Origin of the sequence: Myxococcus sp. AM010 (genome assembly GCF_013372585.1) — a bacterium.
Taxonomy (GTDB): domain Bacteria; phylum Myxococcota; class Myxococcia; order Myxococcales; family Myxococcaceae; genus Myxococcus; species Myxococcus vastator.
The window spans coordinates 37398-52275 of record NZ_JABXEO010000009.1 but is presented as its reverse complement, the minus strand read 5'-3'; the positions used below and the strand labels follow the sequence as shown (position 1 = coordinate 52275).

General features: G+C 68.1%; 17 protein-coding genes. 8 read left to right on the top strand and 9 right to left on the bottom strand.

All coding sequences use genetic code 11. From position 1 onward, the window contains the following. The first annotated feature begins 8 nt into the window (after nt 1–8). Nucleotides 9–905 (top strand): LysR family transcriptional regulator, encoded by an 897-nt coding sequence (locus tag HV826_RS07375; RefSeq protein WP_176416295.1) that lies wholly within the window; start codon nt 9–11, stop codon nt 903–905. A 4-nt stretch (nt 906–909) separates the two neighbouring features. Here HV826_RS07375 and HV826_RS07370 read toward each other — a convergent pair whose 3' ends face one another. From HV826_RS07370 to HV826_RS07355, 4 genes are all read right to left on the bottom strand, one after another. Then, nucleotides 910–1317: a hypothetical protein gene (locus tag HV826_RS07370; RefSeq protein ID WP_176416294.1), complete on the bottom strand. Its 408-nt coding sequence runs from the start codon at nt 1315–1317 to the stop codon at nt 910–912. A 131-nt stretch (nt 1318–1448) separates the two neighbouring features. Further along, nucleotides 1449–2282 carry a hypothetical protein gene (locus HV826_RS07365; RefSeq protein WP_176416293.1) on the bottom strand — a complete coding sequence of 278 codons (834 nt, stop codon included), beginning with the start codon at nt 2280–2282 and terminating at the stop codon, nt 1449–1451. Between the two features lie 235 nt (nt 2283–2517). Beyond that, the gene (locus HV826_RS07360) at nt 2518–3270 is read right to left on the bottom strand and encodes an alpha/beta fold hydrolase (RefSeq protein WP_368670860.1); all 753 of its coding nucleotides are present in this window, start codon (nt 3268–3270) and stop codon (nt 2518–2520) included. A 119-nt stretch (nt 3271–3389) separates the two neighbouring features. Then, entirely contained in the window at nt 3390–4142 is a 753-nt protein-coding gene (locus tag HV826_RS07355; RefSeq protein ID WP_176416291.1) for a GntR family transcriptional regulator, read from the bottom strand. Nucleotides 4143–4293: 151 nt separating this feature from the next. On the opposite strand from HV826_RS07355, the gene HV826_RS07350 reads away from it, so the two are divergent. The 3 genes from HV826_RS07350 to HV826_RS07340 are packed head-to-tail and all read left to right on the top strand — an operon-like array spanning nt 4294 to nt 6424. Continuing rightward, nucleotides 4294–5199 carry a fumarylacetoacetate hydrolase family protein gene (locus HV826_RS07350; RefSeq protein ID WP_176416290.1) on the top strand — a complete coding sequence of 302 codons (906 nt, stop codon included), beginning with the start codon at nt 4294–4296 and terminating at the stop codon, nt 5197–5199. Between the two features lie 35 nt (nt 5200–5234). Next, nucleotides 5235–5777, top strand: coding sequence for a VOC family protein (locus HV826_RS07345; protein ID WP_176416289.1), 543 nt, complete (start codon nt 5235–5237; stop codon nt 5775–5777). Next, nucleotides 5774–6424 carry a polysaccharide deacetylase family protein gene (locus HV826_RS07340; RefSeq protein ID WP_176416288.1) on the top strand — a complete coding sequence of 217 codons (651 nt, stop codon included), beginning with the start codon at nt 5774–5776 and terminating at the stop codon, nt 6422–6424. The genes HV826_RS07345 and HV826_RS07340 overlap by 4 nt, the downstream gene beginning before the upstream one ends. A gap of 36 nt (nt 6425–6460) precedes the next feature. Here HV826_RS07340 and HV826_RS37020 read toward each other — a convergent pair whose 3' ends face one another. Beyond that, nucleotides 6461–6667, bottom strand: a complete 207-nt coding sequence (locus tag HV826_RS37020) for a carboxypeptidase regulatory-like domain-containing protein (RefSeq protein WP_255207681.1) — start codon at nt 6665–6667, stop codon at nt 6461–6463. A gap of 240 nt (nt 6668–6907) precedes the next feature. Continuing rightward, on the bottom strand, nt 6908–7276 hold the full coding sequence (locus HV826_RS07330; RefSeq protein WP_176416286.1) for a type II toxin-antitoxin system PemK/MazF family toxin: 369 nt from the start codon (nt 7274–7276) through the stop codon (nt 6908–6910). A 236-nt stretch (nt 7277–7512) separates the two neighbouring features. Between HV826_RS07330 and HV826_RS07325 the strand changes: the two genes are divergently transcribed. Together HV826_RS07325 and HV826_RS07320 are read left to right on the top strand one after the other, a co-directional pair. After that, nucleotides 7513–8262, top strand: a complete 750-nt coding sequence (locus tag HV826_RS07325; RefSeq protein WP_176416285.1) for a TetR/AcrR family transcriptional regulator — start codon at nt 7513–7515, stop codon at nt 8260–8262. After that, on the top strand, nt 8259–9167 hold the full coding sequence (locus HV826_RS07320; RefSeq protein ID WP_176416284.1) for an acyl-CoA desaturase: 909 nt from the start codon (nt 8259–8261) through the stop codon (nt 9165–9167). Before HV826_RS07325 ends, HV826_RS07320 begins: the two co-directional genes overlap by 4 nt. A 75-nt stretch (nt 9168–9242) precedes the next feature. On the opposite strand, the gene HV826_RS07315 is transcribed toward HV826_RS07320, so the two are convergent. Beyond that, on the bottom strand, nt 9243–9632 hold the full coding sequence (locus HV826_RS07315) for a DUF1801 domain-containing protein (protein ID WP_176416283.1): 390 nt from the start codon (nt 9630–9632) through the stop codon (nt 9243–9245). 137 nt (nt 9633–9769) lie between these two features. On the opposite strand from HV826_RS07315, the gene HV826_RS07310 reads away from it, so the two are divergent. Next, entirely contained in the window at nt 9770–10795 is a 1026-nt protein-coding gene (locus HV826_RS07310; RefSeq protein WP_255217079.1) for a hypothetical protein, read from the top strand. A 72-nt stretch (nt 10796–10867) separates the two neighbouring features. Here the strand turns inward: HV826_RS07310 and HV826_RS07305 are convergent, their stop codons facing one another. Together HV826_RS07305 and HV826_RS07300 are read right to left on the bottom strand one after the other, a co-directional pair. Then, complete coding sequence (locus HV826_RS07305; RefSeq protein WP_176416282.1) at nt 10868–12013, bottom strand: trypsin-like serine protease; 1146 nt, start codon at nt 12011–12013, stop codon at nt 10868–10870. A gap of 287 nt (nt 12014–12300) precedes the next feature. Further along, nucleotides 12301–13881: a carboxylesterase/lipase family protein gene (locus tag HV826_RS07300; RefSeq protein ID WP_176416281.1), complete on the bottom strand. Its 1581-nt coding sequence runs from the start codon at nt 13879–13881 to the stop codon at nt 12301–12303. Nucleotides 13882–14145: 264 nt separating this feature from the next. On the opposite strand from HV826_RS07300, the gene HV826_RS07295 reads away from it, so the two are divergent. Further along, nucleotides 14146–14871: a DUF2652 domain-containing protein gene (locus HV826_RS07295; protein ID WP_176416280.1), complete on the top strand. Its 726-nt coding sequence runs from the start codon at nt 14146–14148 to the stop codon at nt 14869–14871. Nucleotides 14872–14878: the final 7 nt, after the last annotated feature.

Genomic DNA, 14878 nt, shown 5'->3' with positions numbered 1-14878 from the left:
TGGAGTTGATGCAGACGTTCCTCCGCATCGTCGACGCTGGGAGCCTGTCCTCGGCCGCGGCGCAGTTGGGCACCACGCAGTCGACGGTGAGCCGCCGGCTCCAGGCACTGGAGCGCTCCCTGGGGCTGCGGCTGCTTCAGCGCTCCACCCATGCGATGAAGCTCACCGAGGACGGCGCGCGCTGTTACGAGCGCGCGAAGGAGCTGTTGGCCAGTTGGGAGCTGCTCGAAGCCGACCTCCGTGGCGCGAGCAACGAACCCGAGGGAACGCTGCGCGTCGTGGTGCCCCATGCATTCGGACAGCAGTTGCTGGTGGAGCCGCTGACGGAGTACCTGAATCGCCATTCGCGGGTGTCGGTTGAATGGCTGCTGCATGACCGGGCAGTGGACTTCATCACCGACGGCATCGACTGCGCGATTCACGTCGGAGAAGTGCATGACCCCAGCGTGGTGGCCATCCGCGTGGCCGAGGTGCCGCGCATCGTCGTGGCCGCGCCTTCGGTCCTCGGGGAGGGTGACGTCCCTGTCCATCCGGACGCGCTCGCCCGGTTGCCCTGGCTGTCACTGCGCACCTTCTACCGGAACGAGCTATCGCTGACCCATGTGGACACCGGCGAGGTCCAGCCCATCACCTTCGCCCCCCGCCTGAGCACGGACAGCATCTACGCCATCCGGAGCGCGGCGCTGAAGGGCCTGGGCGTCTGCGTGGCCTCGGCCTGGCTGCTCTACGATGACCTCGCCCAGGGCCGCCTCCTGCACCTGGTGCCCTCCTGGCGAGCCGCGCCCTTGCCCATGTACCTGCTCTATCCGCATGCGAGGTTTCATCCCGCGCGGCTGCGCCGGTTCGTCGCGCTGATGAAAGAGACGATTCCATCAGCGCTGGCGGTGGCCATGCACGAGCGGTGAGCCGCTACGACTCTGTCTCATCATCGAAGGACGGATACGCGGAGACGGCAATCCCAATCCCCTGCGCTGCGAACCACCGTAGGTCCTCGGGCGCGAATTCGATAGCGCCCGTGAACTGGCGCTCCCCTCCGATGAACATCCCGAAGTCCGCGACACACGTGGCGGACCGCCGCCGGGCCTCCACGAGTTCGGCGGACAGCAACTCCAACCGCTGACGCGCCATGACCAGTGCCTGAGCGCTCACCTCCGACTCGGCAAGGGTCAGATTGAAGCCTGAGTCCTCATGCGTTCTCTGGAGCAGCGCCTTCTCACCGAGCGTCCAGACCGCATCGACCTCCAGCCGAGGGAAGCGCGTCAAGAAGTCCTTCACGTCAAACGCCGGAGCGAAGACCCGCAGTACGACCACGTTCATGTTCAATGGCCCTCAATGTCACCAGCGTATCTCGCCCAGGAGGGACCTGCGAAGAGGGGCTCCTCGCGGCTTCCCACCTGGAATGAGGCGCGAGTGCCCCACCGGTCGTTTGGCCCCGCGCCGCGGTCCGCTCAGCTGAGGACGGTGCGCAGGTTCATCGGCCCCGCGGGGACGCCCACGTCGCGGCCCGCCGGGTCGTCGGAGGGCGTCTGCCAGGCATTGGCCTGCGTCACCGTCTTGCCCGTGGCCTCGTTGGAGATGGACATGTTGCCATTGTGGCCCGCGGGGCTGATTTGGCTGGTGTTGTAGCCGCTCCACCCCGTGGCGGCGTTTCCGAACGTCGCCTCGCCCCACGTCTGCCCGGAGTTCGCGCCTGGCTTCGCCGAGCCGTCCTTCGACACGCACCACGCGACACTGCTGTTGTTGTCGAACGCCACGGCCTGTGACTGCCCGGGCTGGAGCGTGAACGTCTTCGGCGTGCTCTTGTCGAAGTGCTGTCCGTCATTCGGTCCGCCCTTCTCTCCCACCTTGTTCCAGAGGGTGATGGTCTGAGGCTGGCCCGTGGTGTTGGTGAACGTGTTCGTGAACTTGAACTGGCTCTTCTGCTCCGGGGAGATGAGCTGCAGGTTGCTGTTGTAGGGCGCGCCCACGTTGTTGACGCTCAGCCAGGGCTCACTCGCGTTGTAGACGGCGCCGCTGGACGGAGCGCCAAAGCCGGGGCCCGCGTCACTCACCTGGGATGTCGCGGCGGCCCGAGGCGCGGAAGTCGCGCCGCCCAGGTTCACGCCCTGCCCGCGCGCGGCGGGCTCGAAAGTGTCGGCCATGAGCTTCTGCCAGGCGTCGCTCCGCGGCTGTGACACCTGCGAGGACTTCACGCTCGGCGCCTGCGCGGAGACTGGCGATGCGCAGGCGGTGCTCACCTGGGGAAGCGAGAGGCATGAACGGCTGGGGAGCGAGATGGCCATGGCGGACTCCTTGAGACCGGGGAGAGGACGGCATCCCCTGGAGGGGCAACCGTTCCGGCTGTGCGCGACGTGCCCCACAGCAAAGCAGGACCCATGCCACTGCCCAGGACACCCTGCGCGCGCGTCCGGGCGCTTCGGCCTCAAGAAAATCAGACACTTGAAATACGCATGAGGCCACGCGCACGGATGACAGCGCGCACCACCTGGTGTCTCGGGTCACCAGGGATGCGCCGCCTCAATCACGCGCCGCCTTCACGAACGCCGCGAGCGCGGCCTCGAACTCCGCCGTCGCCTCCAGGAACGGCAGGTGCCCCGCGCCAGGCAGCCACGTGCCCCGGCCCTCACGTGCGCACGCGAGCACCACCTCCGAGCTCATGGACGGAAGGACCACCTGGTCGAGTTCGCCATGGAGCGTCGCCACCGGACGACGGCATCGCCCCAGCTCCACCGAGTAGTCCTCCGCCCGTGAGAGGAGCGCACGACGGACATTCGGCGGGACGCGGAGCATCGCGTGAAGGGCCGCCTCGGCCACAGACGCGTCGAGTCGCTGCGCCGAGCACGCCCCGATGAACGCCCGCGCCGTGGCGTCATAGGCTGCCGGGTCCTCCGAGAGGAGCCCGCGCGCGTTGGACATCATCCCCGGCCCGAACAAGGCCCGCGCGGGCTTCCCCGTCTTGAGCGCCGCGGCCACGAAGAAGAGGCCACCCAGCTCGCGGTCGCCTCGGTGCCGGAGATAGTCGCCGGCAACGACGCCGCCATACGACCAGGCCACCACCACGGGCTTCCGCAGGCCGAGCTGCCCGATGACCGCCGAGAGGTCTCCGGCGAAGTGAGCGCCATCCACGTATGGAGCGTCGCCCTCTGGCTTGTCCGAATCACCGTGCCCTCGAAGGTCGAGCGCGACCAGACGGTGGTCTTGCGCCAACCGCCCTTCGAGCACCCCGCGCCAGCTCTGGCGGCTCTGCGCAATGCCATGCAGAAAGAGCACGGCCGGAGCACCAGACGACGGGCCCGCCTCACTCATCGCGAGCCGAACGCCCCCAGAACCCTCGACGAAGCCAGTGCGCACCATGGTGCCCAAGCCAGTACGCGCCCACGGACGGAGCGTCAATCCTTCGCGCGAAGGCTCCGGCCTTTTGTCGGCAAAGCAAGCGCAGGCGCGGCCCCCGCCGCGCGCAATCCCGGATGGCCCGCGAGGACAAGCTCGGTCGTCCGCGCGATGTGCTCCGTCAGCAGCGCACAGGCCCGCTCCGCGTTCCGCGCCAACGTGGCCTTCACCAGGGCGGCGTGCTCATCCTCCACGCTCCGCCGCGCCTTGCCGTGCGCCTGCGCGAGCCGACGGTAGCGCTCCGTCTGGTCGAACAAGGTCGCATGGAACTTGAGAAGCCAGGGCGACCCACACGCACTGAGCAAGGTCGCGTGGAAGCGCGCATGCTCCAGCTCCCAGGTGTCGTCGAGCGTCCCGCTCCCGGAGGCCGGGGCCCGCCGCTGGAGACGATGGAGGGCCGCGGTCACCTCGCCCTCCCAGGCGATGTCGCCGAGAGTGATGGCGGCGCGAAGCGCGAGCGGCTCGATTTGCTGCCGCGTCCGCGTCAGGTCCAGCAAGTCAGCCCGGGAGATGGGCGCCACCCGGAAGCCGCGCTGGTCCACGATGGTGACGAGCCCCTCGGACGCCAGACGACAGCACGCCTCGCGAAGCGGCGTCCGCCCGACGCCGTAGCGCGGCGCCAGGTGCTCGAGCCGCAGCTTCTCCCCCGGTGGCAACACGCCATCGAGGATGTCACCCCGCAGCCGGTCCACGACCGCCGAGGCGAGCGTGGGTTCGGACACCGGACCGCGAAGGCGGGATGGAGCAGCCATGGTTCTCCTCACAAACACGCACCTATACGACACCGCACGGAATTGACACAAGGCGTCGCGCTGGATGCAAATTGCATTTTGTCGACATTTCATTGAGGTCGAGCACCGCCCCCGCTAGCCTGCGATGCGTAGCCGAGGGAGATGAGCCACCATGCGGATTGCTTCGATTCTGGTGAGGGATGAGCCTGCGCTGGGCGTGCGCGCGGCCAAGGGGATGGTGAACGTGACGGCGCTCGACTCCTCCGTCGGGACTTCACTGCGCGCGCTGCTGGAGCGAGGCCCGGACGTGCTCGCGGCCCTGGCGAAGCGCGTGTCGGAGGCGACGGACCTCCAGGCGCTGTCCGATTCGGAGTTCCGCTACCGGCCGCTCGTTCCGGAGCCGAGCAAGTTCCTCTGCCTTGGGCTGAATTACGTCGCGCATGCGGCGGAGGCCACCTACGAGACGCCTCGGCACCCGGTGGTCTTCACGCGCCTCCCGTCGAGCCTCCTGGCCCATGAGGAGCCCATGGTGGTGCCTACCTGCTCGAACCAGCTCGACTACGAGGCAGAGCTGGCGGTGGTGGTGGGACGCCCGGGGCGCAACATCCCTCGCGAGCGCGCGCTGGAGTGGGTGGCGGGCTACACGCTCTTCAACGACGGCTCGATTCGCGACTACCAGAAGCGCACCCACCAGTGGACCGTCGGGAAGAACTTCGATGGGACGGGCCCGCTGGGCCCGGAGCTCGTCACGCCCGATGAGCTACCCGAGGGCGCCCGCGGCCTCCGCATCCAGATGCGCGTGGGCGGAGAGGTCCTCCAGGACGCGACCACGTCGGACATGATTTTCGACGTCGCCACCGTCATCGCGGACCTCTCCGAGGCCATGACGCTCCAGCCAGGAGACGTCATCGCCATGGGCACGCCCAGCGGCGTGGGCGCCGCCCGCAAGCCACCGCGGTTCCTCCGCGCCGGTGAGGTGTGCGAGGTCTCCGTCGAGCGGATTGGCGTCCTGCGCAACCCCATCGCCGACGCAGCCCCCGTCCATGCGGGTACGCCGCCCGCACAGGCGGCGAAGTAAGCCCTCGTCGTTGAGCACACCCCCAGGGAGGACGAATGTCCACGCAAGCGAAACTGCCCGGCCGGCTTCACCACACGGCGTATGTGACTCGGGACTTGGAGGCGACGCGGAAGTTCTACGAGGAGCTGATTGGCCTGCCCCTCGTCGCGACCTGGTGCGAGTCGGACGAGCTGTTCGGCGCCGTCCGCACCTACTGTCACACCTTCTTCGAGCTCGCCGATGGCAGCGCGCTCGCGTTCTTCCAGTTCGAGAAGCAGGAGGACCAGGAGCTGTTCGGGCCGAAGATGCCGGACTCGCCCTTCCACCACATCGCGCTGGACGTCACGCTCGAAGCCCAGCGAGGCATCGAGGAGCGGCTGCGGGCCGCGGGCTACACGGAGCCTGCCATGTACGTGCTCGAGCACGGCTACTGCCGCTCGCTCTACGTGAAGGACCCCAACGGGATGATTGTCGAGTTCACCTACGACAGCCCGGACGCCGTGAAGCCCGAGCTCGTACAGGCCCGCCGCGCCAGGGCCCACCAGGAGCTGGCGCGTTGGCTCGCCGGGGACCGCACCTCCAACAACGTGTTCCGGTGAACCTCCTCACGCTCTCGTTCGACAACGGGCCCGACCCCGAGGTGACGCCTCGGGTGCTCGACGTCCTGGCGTCGCACGACATCACCGCGCGGTTCTTCGTGCTGGGAAAGCACCTCGTCACGGAGGAAGGGCGGCGCCTTGTCACGCGTGCTCGGGACGCGGGGCACCTCATTGGCAATCACTCGTTCACCCACGCCATCCCGCTGGGAGAGGACCCGCGCCCGGACGCGGTGGAGGTGGAGATCGCGGCCACCGACGCGCTGCTCGCGCCGCTCGTCCCCGCCCCCAAGTGGTTCCGGCCTTTCGGGGGTGGCGGCAAGCTGGGCCCGCACCTCCTGAGCCAGCGCGCCGTCGACCACCTGGTCCGCCACCGCTACTCGTGCGTCCTCTGGAACAGCGTCCCCGGCGACTGGCTCGACCCCACGGGCTGGCCGGAGAAGGCGCTGGCGGACTGCGCGGCGCGGCCCCACACGCTGATGGTCCTGCATGACATCCCCAACGCCTCGCTCGAGGCGCTCGACGGCTTCATCCGCCGGGCGAAGGGCCAGGGCCTGCGCTTCACGACGGAGTGCCCGAGCGACTGCGTGCCCATCCTGGACGGGCGAATCACGCGCGACCTCACGGGACTGGTGGCCCCTGGTGCATGAGGGCCGCCCGCCCTCGGCTGCGCGCTGTTCAACCTGCTACCTGGACCACCCCGGCCCCAACGACATCTCATAGTCGAGGCGTACCACTTCATTGCTGCCGACCGAGAAGTCCGTGCAACGCTCGAACGTCGTGCAGATTCGATAGTCCCCCAGTGCCAGCTCGGCTTCAAAGAAGCCGTCCTCGTTCGACGTCACGGACGCCACGTCCGTGTCCTGGGGTAGGGATTTTATCAGCAACGTCATTGACCGCGGCTCGCGCTCACAACCGGAAGAACATACATCATCCACATAGGTGGTCATCCCAAAGACCCCTTGCGATATCGTCACGGCCTCTTCGGGATTGAAGTCACCACATCCCAGGCTGCTCAAGGACATGACAGCGAGCGACGCCAGGAATCCTCGGGAGCTCATTTTCATCAAGACAGCATATGCCGCGGCACCAAAGGCGCACCAGTCCGGCAGCGCCAGCGACCGCCCCTCGCCTCACGACCTCCTGAAGAACGACACCTGCAGGAAGCGCAGGCCGGCGAGAATCTGCTCCACGCGCGCGTCCGACAGCGCCCCGATGCGCGCTCCCAGACGCGCCTTGTCGACCGAGGACACCTGCGACACGACGACGACGCTCTGCTTGGGAAGGCTCCCCTCTCCCACTTCGAGCAGCACGTTCCCCGGCTCGCTGGCCCGGTGCAGGTTTGACGTCAGCGCACACACGACCACCGTCGTGATTCGTGAGTGATTGAAGACGTCGTCCTGGACCACCACGTGGGGGTGCGAATAGCTGGGGACCGGACCTCGTGAGTCGTCGGGCTCCACCCAGAACACGTCACCGCGGTTGATTTGCTCGGGGGGCATTGCCTCGACGTCTCCTGTGCCCGCCGCGCTCCTGACGGTCTGGCCACCTTCATAGCGACCGTGGAGGCGGCCTCCAAGGCCTCCTCCGTCAGAAACCACCGGACACCTGGGTGGACGTCTCCACAACGAATGGATTTCCGGGACGTTTCGCGGGACCTGACGCGCCTCACTTGCACCCGTCCCAGGCCCCGGGCATCATTTCGATGAACAGGTTCATCAAAACAACGGGGGAGGCCATGGCGACGCGGAGCAAGGCCGGAGCAACGGAAGGACCCAAGCGAGGACGCCCGCGAGGCCGGACGGAGCAGGGCCATGAGACACGCGAGCGGCTGTACACGACCGCGCTAGGGTTCATCTCCGCGCGGGGCTACGACGCCACCCATCTGCGGGACATCGCCAAGAAGGCGGGGGTGAGCGTCGGGCTGCTGTACCGGTACTTTCCCAGCAAGCGCGCCATCGTCCTGGCGCTGTACGACGAGCTGTCATCGGCCTATGCGGCGCGCGCCGCCGCGTTGCCCGCGGGCCCCTGGCGGGAGCGCTTCCTGTTCGCGCTCCGGGCAAGCCTTGGCGTGCTCGGGCCGCACCACGAGGTGCTCAAGGCGCTGATTCCCGTGCTCGTGGGCGGCGAGGAGGACGGCCTGTTCGCGCCGCAGACGGCGTTCTCCCGGCAGCGGGTCCAGGCCGTTTTTGGAGACGCCGTGGCGGGCGCCACGGACGCCCCGGGCAGCGCCACGGTGGGCCAGGCGCTGGGCAGGCTGCTCTACGTCGCGCACCTGGCCGTGGTGTTGTGGTGGCTGCTCGACAAGAGCCCACGTCAGCGCGCCACCCAGGGCCTGGTGTCGATGCTGGCGCGCCTGCTGCCCCCTGCGTCGCTCGCGCTGCGGCTGCCCGGCGCCGGGAGCGGGGTCCTGGGCGCGGATGCCCTCTGCCGGCAGGCGCTCTTTGGAGAGCCAGCGCGTGCACGGGCGGAAGAGGTGACGCGATGAATACCGCGACGCGGGGTCATCCAGAGGTCACCCTGAACGGGGGAAGCACAGGCGAGCCGCTCGCGAACACCGCCGCCCCGGTGCCTCCCGACGTGGGCCGCTTGCGCTTCGACCCGGCGCGGGCCCTGTGGCTCTGGGGCATGCTCATCCCCGGCGTCACCGTGGGGCTCGCGGCGGCGACGCCCACCACGGTGGCGGTGTCGCTCCTGCTCACCTTCGTGACGCTCTGCCTGGGGCACTCAGTGGGCTTGCATCGCGGCGTCATCCACCGCACCTACGAGGCGGGCCCGCTCACACGCGGCGTGCTCGCGTACCTGTTCGTGCTGAGCGGGCTTGGCGGCCCCCTGTCGTGGGCACGCCTGCACGCGGTGCGCGATTACTGGCAGAACCGCCCCGATTGCCCGCCCTACTTCGCCTATGGGCATTCCATGGCCCGCGACTTCGGCTGGAACCTGCACCTGCGCTTCGAGCCCGCGGATGACCGGGCCCTGGCGCGGCTTCCGCGAGATGTACTGACGGACCCGTGGTTGTGCTTCCTGGAGCGCACCTGGCCGCTCCACGTGCTCGGGCTGGCGGGGATGGTGCTCGTGGTGCTGGGCCCCCAGGCCGTGGCCCTCTGCGTCTGCGCCCGCACGGCCACCAGCATCCTCGGACACTGGGCCGTGGGCTACGCGGCCCATGTCTGGGGAGAGCGGCGCCATGCCCTGCCGGGCACGGCGGAGAGCGGGACGAACATCTGGGTGCTCGGCGTGCTGTCTTTCGGCGAGGGCTTCCACAACAACCACCACGCCTTCCCAGGCTCCGCGCGCATGGGCCAGGAGGCGCACGAGCTGGACCTGGGGTGGTGGGTCATCAGGGGGCTTCGCCGGCTGGGGCTCGTGCGCGATGTCCGTACGGCGGACTGAACCGAGGAACGTGGCGGGGCGTCCGGGCGCCGCCTGGACGCCACCCGCGTCAGGTGGCCCTTCACACCGGGGGGCTCACCGCGAGGTCGCTTCCATCCACTGGACCACGACCTGGCACAGCGCCTTCTTCTTCGCCTTCACCTCCGCCTGGTCGCGGAGCGTGACGACGGCGCGGTCCGCGGCGGCCCACTGCAGCAGGCCGCTGGCGTCCTCGAAGGAGAAGCCCTGCGTCGCCTTCACCTTCGCGCCCCGGTGGAAGATGAGCTGAACACAGTCCTTGGGCTTCAGCTTGAACGTCACCCGGTCATCGCCCTTGAAGCAGAAGCTTGGCGCGTTCCACTTGATGCGCTCCACGATGCCCGGATGGGCGGCCAGGATGGCGGTGCGCAGGCTTTCGACTTCGTCCTTCCGCGCGTGTTCGAGTCCCCGCATGAATCGCTCGACTTCTTCGGACCGGTTCGACACGCGCGTCACCTCTCTCCAGCACCAGCATGACTTTCTTGTGAACACGATGTTCTCGCGATTTCAAGGATGCTCTGCGAGTCAGGGCTCTGGTGTATGGAACCTCCTCCCCCGCCGTACCCCCCAAGGAGGAATCTTCGATGCGTCGTCTCGTTCCAGCCCTTCTCTCCGCGAGCCTGATGGTCGGATGTGGTCCCACCGGCGCAGACTCCGCGCCGTCTGCGCCGTCCACGGAGCACCAGGACGCGCCGCTCACCACCACGGACGTGGACGTGGCCCCGGAGTGTCAGGGCGTGCTCACCTTCGTCAACACGGCGTCGCTGTCCACGCTGGACGCCTACCTTCCCAGTGACGTCGCCCAGAACCTCGTCGGCTACCGCGCGACGGCGCCCTTCTCCACGCTGGCGCAGGTGTCCGGGGTCCAGGGTGTCGGCCCGGTGCGGCTGGCGCAAATCGAGGGTGGCGCCCGCGCGCTGGGCTACCTCACCAGCACCTGCGCCGGCATCCTGGACGAGCTCGCGCTCTCCGCCGATGACGCCGCGGCGGTGGTCACCCTGGTCAACACCATCAACAGCGACGCGCTGTACGCCGTCCTGCCGTACGCGTGGAACGGCGCGACGAACCTCCTCAACCTGCGGCCCTTCACGTCCGCGCAGGCCATCTCCGAGGTGACTGGCATCGGCGCGGTCAGCCTGCGCAACCTCCGCAACGCGGCCACGCAGGGCTACGCGCTGACGGCGCTCATCGCCGCGGTGAACGCCCAGGAGGAGAGCCTGTGGACCTCCCGGCTGAGCCAGGGCTTCCAGGTGGAGGACGTGATTGCCGGCGCCCACGGCAACGACCAGCTCAAGAGCGCGCAGTGCTTCGGCATCGACCCCAGCCTCTTCCCTGACGCGCGCTGGCAGGTCCGTCCGCAGCTGGCCACGGGCGCCGAGGTCGTCAACCAGGTCGCCAGCACGGTCGACTACGCCGACCGCAACGAGCCGCTGCCGGAGGCGCTCATCACCGACGGCCTGGCGGAGCTCCAGGCGCGCACCGCCGGTGGCACGTTCAAGGGCTGCTACATCAGCTACGGCAAGGGCCCCTGGGCCGGCATCGCCGTCAGCTTCTTCATCGACACGGTGACGGGCTACCGCGTGCTGACGGAGCAGCACTGGGTGGAGTAGCCCCTGGACGCGCGAAGCCCCCTGTCACCCACGGGTGACAGGGGGCTTTTCAAACGGCGAGCTGGCGCGTGACTACGGCACCACCGTGGCCGTCACGGACACGCCCGAGTAGGACGAGTAGCCGCGCACGGACACGTACCAGGTCCCCGACTGGGGGCTGGAGAAGGTGCAGGTCTCTTCGTTGCCGGACGCGTAGGGCCGGCAGTCGTAGGCGCTGGTGGTGGGCTGCGAGCCGCGGCGCACATAGAGGTCCGCGTCACCCGAGCCACCCGCCTGCGTCACCGTGAGCGACGTGGTGCCGCTGGGGACGTTGATGGAGTAGTGCTTCCAGGTGCTGGAGGAGCCCGACAGGTTCGTCTGGGAGAGCACCGTGGTGCCGGTCGGCGGGGGGTTCGTCCCATTGATCTTGGAGTCAATCCAGCTCTCGAAGTGCGACACGCGCGCGTACATGCCCGGGTAGCGCGAGTCGGCGCAGCCGATGCCCCAGCTCACGACGCCCGCGAGCTTGCGAGTGCCGTTGTGGTTGACGGTGAGCGGCCCCCCACTGTCACCCTGGCACGAGTCCTTGCCCGACGCGGAGGCGCCAAGCTGGTCCGCGCCAATGGTATAGCTCGGGTACTGGCTCTGCGCCTGCGCGTTGGTAATCAGGTTGACATTCACGGTGCGCAGGTTGACCGGCAACGACGAGGAGCCGGAGGAGGTCGAGCCCCACCCCGTCACGGTCGCGACCACGCCCGCGTTGGTGGCGCCGTTCGACGCATCCGCCGCCGAAACGAGGGGAATGGCCTTGACGGTGGTGCCATTGAGGTCCAGCGGCGTGGACAGGCGAATCAGGGCAATGTCCTTGCCCTGGGTCGCCGTGACGTAGCCGGTATACCGGATGACCTCCGCCGTGGCGCGCCGCTGACCCGTGCCGGTGCGCGAGGTGGAGCCCGCCAGGATGGAGGGGCGAGAGCTGCTCGACACGCAGTGCGCCGCGGTCAGAATCCAGCTCTCGTTGAGGATGGAGCCACCGCAGAAGTGGCTGGTGCCGTTCTGCAGGGACACCTGCCACGGATTCGCGCCAATGGTCGTTTCCACGCCACCGACGATGTCCTGCTCGATGGTCGCCGGCGTCACCGACTCCGCCTGCTCCTCGATCATCTCCGGACCGCAACCGACCAGCAACGACATCGCGCCAACCGTCGACCACCGCCGCATGACCTTCACTGACATCATGGAGACCTCGGGTATCTGGGGAAGACGTGAAACGGCTAAAGTCGAATAACCGCTTCACGACTTAAAAACCGTAACACACGATCTTCCCCATCTACCAGTCCCATGCCGGATGAACCGCCACCGCGCCCGGCGGCGGCCGCTCCTTGCGACATGCCTGTTTCATTACATTCCTGCCATACTTTGGCATGGAACGAAGCGTCACTGACATGTCATTGGAGGCGCGTGTCGAGGTGACGACGGCGCCATGAAGCAGCCCGGTGGTGTAATCCGACACACCACCGGGTCTGTCATACCCCTGACTCTGGGCGATTTCCCGGCCGCGCGGTGCCGCTGAGGTTGGACGACGTCGCGGAGCGCGGCAGCTTCGGCGGGGGCGGCTTGGCGAGGCTGTCCAGGAAGGGCATGAGGTTTTCGGCGGCTTGCAGGATGTCGCGCTCGAAGTCCGTCACCATCCGCGATGAAACATCCAGTCGCAGCAGCGTGTCTTGCGTCTCCGTGTGCCCCTCCCAGGTCACCTGGGCCACGGGCCCGGGCGTGCCCGTGCGCACGAACTGGACCAGGGACTCCACCAGTTGGCGCATGAACGTCCGGTCCTCCTCCGTGAACAGCTCGCCGGCGGGCGGCACGTCCGCGGCCGTCTCCAGGAAGTAGGGCACCTCGCCCCCATGAGGCACGCCCAGCCGCTGCCGGGGTGCGAGCAGCTTGGCGCGGTATTCGAAGTAGTAGCGCCACACGGCGGCGCCTCGCTCCGCGTGGCGGGTGGCCAGCAAGCGCGGCATGACCGTGAAGACGAAGTCGCGGCACATCCGCCGGCCAATCTCCCGGTCATCGTCCACGTCGGGGTAGAGCTGGCGGATGGACTCGGCGAAGGCGCCCAGGCGTTCGAGGATGGTGCCGGGGTCGATTCCGAACGAGGACACCACGCTGGAGTCGTCACTCGTGCTGCCGATGATGAGCGGCAGGGAGAGCTGCTCTCCACGCGCGAAGGTTTCGCGAATGGGCTCGGGAAGGACAGAGTCTCCGTAGATGGGACTGGGCGCGTTCGCGGTGTCCGCGGGGAGCATCCAGAACTTCTCCGGGCTCAGCTCGCGCAGGTCCTTCATGGTGGCCAGCAGCCGGTCCAGCCCGTTCCTCCACGCGAAGGCCATGCCGGCCAGCCGCGCGTCCGCCAGGGGCTTCTCCTGGAGCACGTACGCGCTCATGGCCACGCCCCGGCGGAAGAGGTTCTTCTCCTTGACCTGCGGCGACGTGAAGAGCGACAGGACGCTCTTGGCACCCGCTGACTGTCCCATCACCGTGACGTTGCCGGGGTCGCCGCCGAACCGCGCGATGTTGTCGCGCACCCACTCCAGCGCCAGCATCTGGTCCAGCAGGCCGAAGTTCGCCGGCCCACCCGGGTTCTCCTTCTCCAGCGCCGGATGCATGAAGAAGCCCAGGTGCCCCAAGCGGTAGTTGAAGGTCACCAGCACCACGTCGCGCGACGCCAGATGAATCCCTTCATAGGGCGGCACGCGGCCCGAGCCGATGACGAAGGCGCCGCCGTGAATCCAGAACACCACCGGCAGCTTCGCGCCCGCATCCAGCTTGGGCGTCCACACATTGAGGAAGAGACAATCCTCGTGCATCTCACCGGGGTCGCCGCCGCCGGCCTCGATGCAGGCCTGACGGGACTGGTGCGCGGAGGCGCCGAAGTCGAAGGCCTCGTGGACACCGGGCCACGGATTGGCGCGCTCGGGCGCCTTCCAGCGCAGCGCTCCCGTGGGAGGCTTCGCGTAGGGGATGCCCTTGAAGACAGAAATCTTCCCTTCGACCAGGCCCTGCACCTTGCCTTCCTTCGTGAGTACCTCAGGCGTCTTGATGACGTTCATCGACCGGCTCCCTTCAGGTTGTGAGACTGTCCGTGCGAAAAAAACCTCGTGCACCAATCCACCCAGATGAGGGGCGCGAAACTGAATTGAGCGGCAACTCCTGGCAACACCCTCCCGCCAGAAACCCGCGTTCATGAAAGCGATAGACGGGAACACGACACCCGCCCCGTCCCGGAGTCGGTCGGGGTCTGGCCCGGTCCCGCCGGCGAACGTTCCGGCCTTGTTCGCGCCAGCCTCCAGGTGCCGTGATAGGGTGGCCGCCGCATGGCGATAGACAAGGCGCTCCTGCTCATCGCGGATATCGGCGGGTACACCCGCTTCATGAGTCACCACCGCTTCAGCCTCGCGCACGCGCAGGAGACGGTGGCGCAGCTGCTCGAGGCCGTCATTGATGCCTCGGGGCCGCTCAAGCTCGCCAAGCTCGAAGGAGACGCGGCGTTCTTCTATGCCGTGGGCGACGACTTTCCCGCCGTCGACCGGCAGGTCGCGAACATCCGCCGCGCCTTCGTCTCACGGCGAGAGCAGTTCATCGTTGACCGCATGTGCAGGTGCGACGGCTGCATGCAGGTGGGCGCCCTGACGCTCAAGTTCGTGGCCCACGCCGGTGAGGTCGCCTTCCAGCGCGTGAAGCACCTCACCGAGCTGGCGGGCGTGGACGTCATCCTGGTGCACCGGATGCTGAAGAACGACGTCCCCGTCACGGAGTACGTCCTGATGACCGACGCCGTGCACCAGGGGCTCACGCCGGAGCTCCGCCAGCTCACCCAGGGGCTGGAGCACGACTTCGAGGGCATGGGGCGCACGGCGACGCACTACCTGGACCTGAACGCGTTCGTCCTCGCGCCGCCCGAGCCCGTGCGCCCGAGCCTGCCGCGCAGGCTCTGGGCCAAGCTGAAGCTGGAGCTGAGCTCGATGAAGTACGTGCTGGGCCTCAAGCAACCCTGCGAGGACTTCCGCAACGTCGAGGTCGTGGACACCCAGAAGCCGTAGCGGGCCG

Coding starts and splice junctions, on each gene's coding strand:
- HV826_RS07375 (WP_176416295.1), top strand. CDS start 9: ATGCAGACGTTCCTCCGCATCGTCGACGCTGGGAGCCTGTCCTCGGCC.
- HV826_RS07370 (WP_176416294.1), bottom strand. CDS start 1,317: ATGAACGTGGTCGTACTGCGGGTCTTCGCTCCGGCGTTTGACGTGAAG.
- HV826_RS07365 (WP_176416293.1), bottom strand. CDS start 2,282: ATGGCCATCTCGCTCCCCAGCCGTTCATGCCTCTCGCTTCCCCAGGTG.
- HV826_RS07355 (WP_176416291.1), bottom strand. CDS start 4,142: ATGGCTGCTCCATCCCGCCTTCGCGGTCCGGTGTCCGAACCCACGCTC.
- HV826_RS07350 (WP_176416290.1), top strand. CDS start 4,294: ATGCGGATTGCTTCGATTCTGGTGAGGGATGAGCCTGCGCTGGGCGTG.
- HV826_RS07345 (WP_176416289.1), top strand. CDS start 5,235: ATGTCCACGCAAGCGAAACTGCCCGGCCGGCTTCACCACACGGCGTAT.
- HV826_RS37020 (WP_255207681.1), bottom strand. CDS start 6,667: ATGACGTTGCTGATAAAATCCCTACCCCAGGACACGGACGTGGCGTCC.
- HV826_RS07330 (WP_176416286.1), bottom strand. CDS start 7,276: ATGCCCCCCGAGCAAATCAACCGCGGTGACGTGTTCTGGGTGGAGCCC.
- HV826_RS07325 (WP_176416285.1), top strand. CDS start 7,513: ATGGCGACGCGGAGCAAGGCCGGAGCAACGGAAGGACCCAAGCGAGGA.
- HV826_RS07320 (WP_176416284.1), top strand. CDS start 8,259: ATGAATACCGCGACGCGGGGTCATCCAGAGGTCACCCTGAACGGGGGA.
- HV826_RS07310 (WP_255217079.1), top strand. CDS start 9,770: ATGCGTCGTCTCGTTCCAGCCCTTCTCTCCGCGAGCCTGATGGTCGGA.
- HV826_RS07305 (WP_176416282.1), bottom strand. CDS start 12,013: ATGATGTCAGTGAAGGTCATGCGGCGGTGGTCGACGGTTGGCGCGATG.
- HV826_RS07300 (WP_176416281.1), bottom strand. CDS start 13,881: ATGAACGTCATCAAGACGCCTGAGGTACTCACGAAGGAAGGCAAGGTG.
- HV826_RS07295 (WP_176416280.1), top strand. CDS start 14,146: ATGGCGATAGACAAGGCGCTCCTGCTCATCGCGGATATCGGCGGGTAC.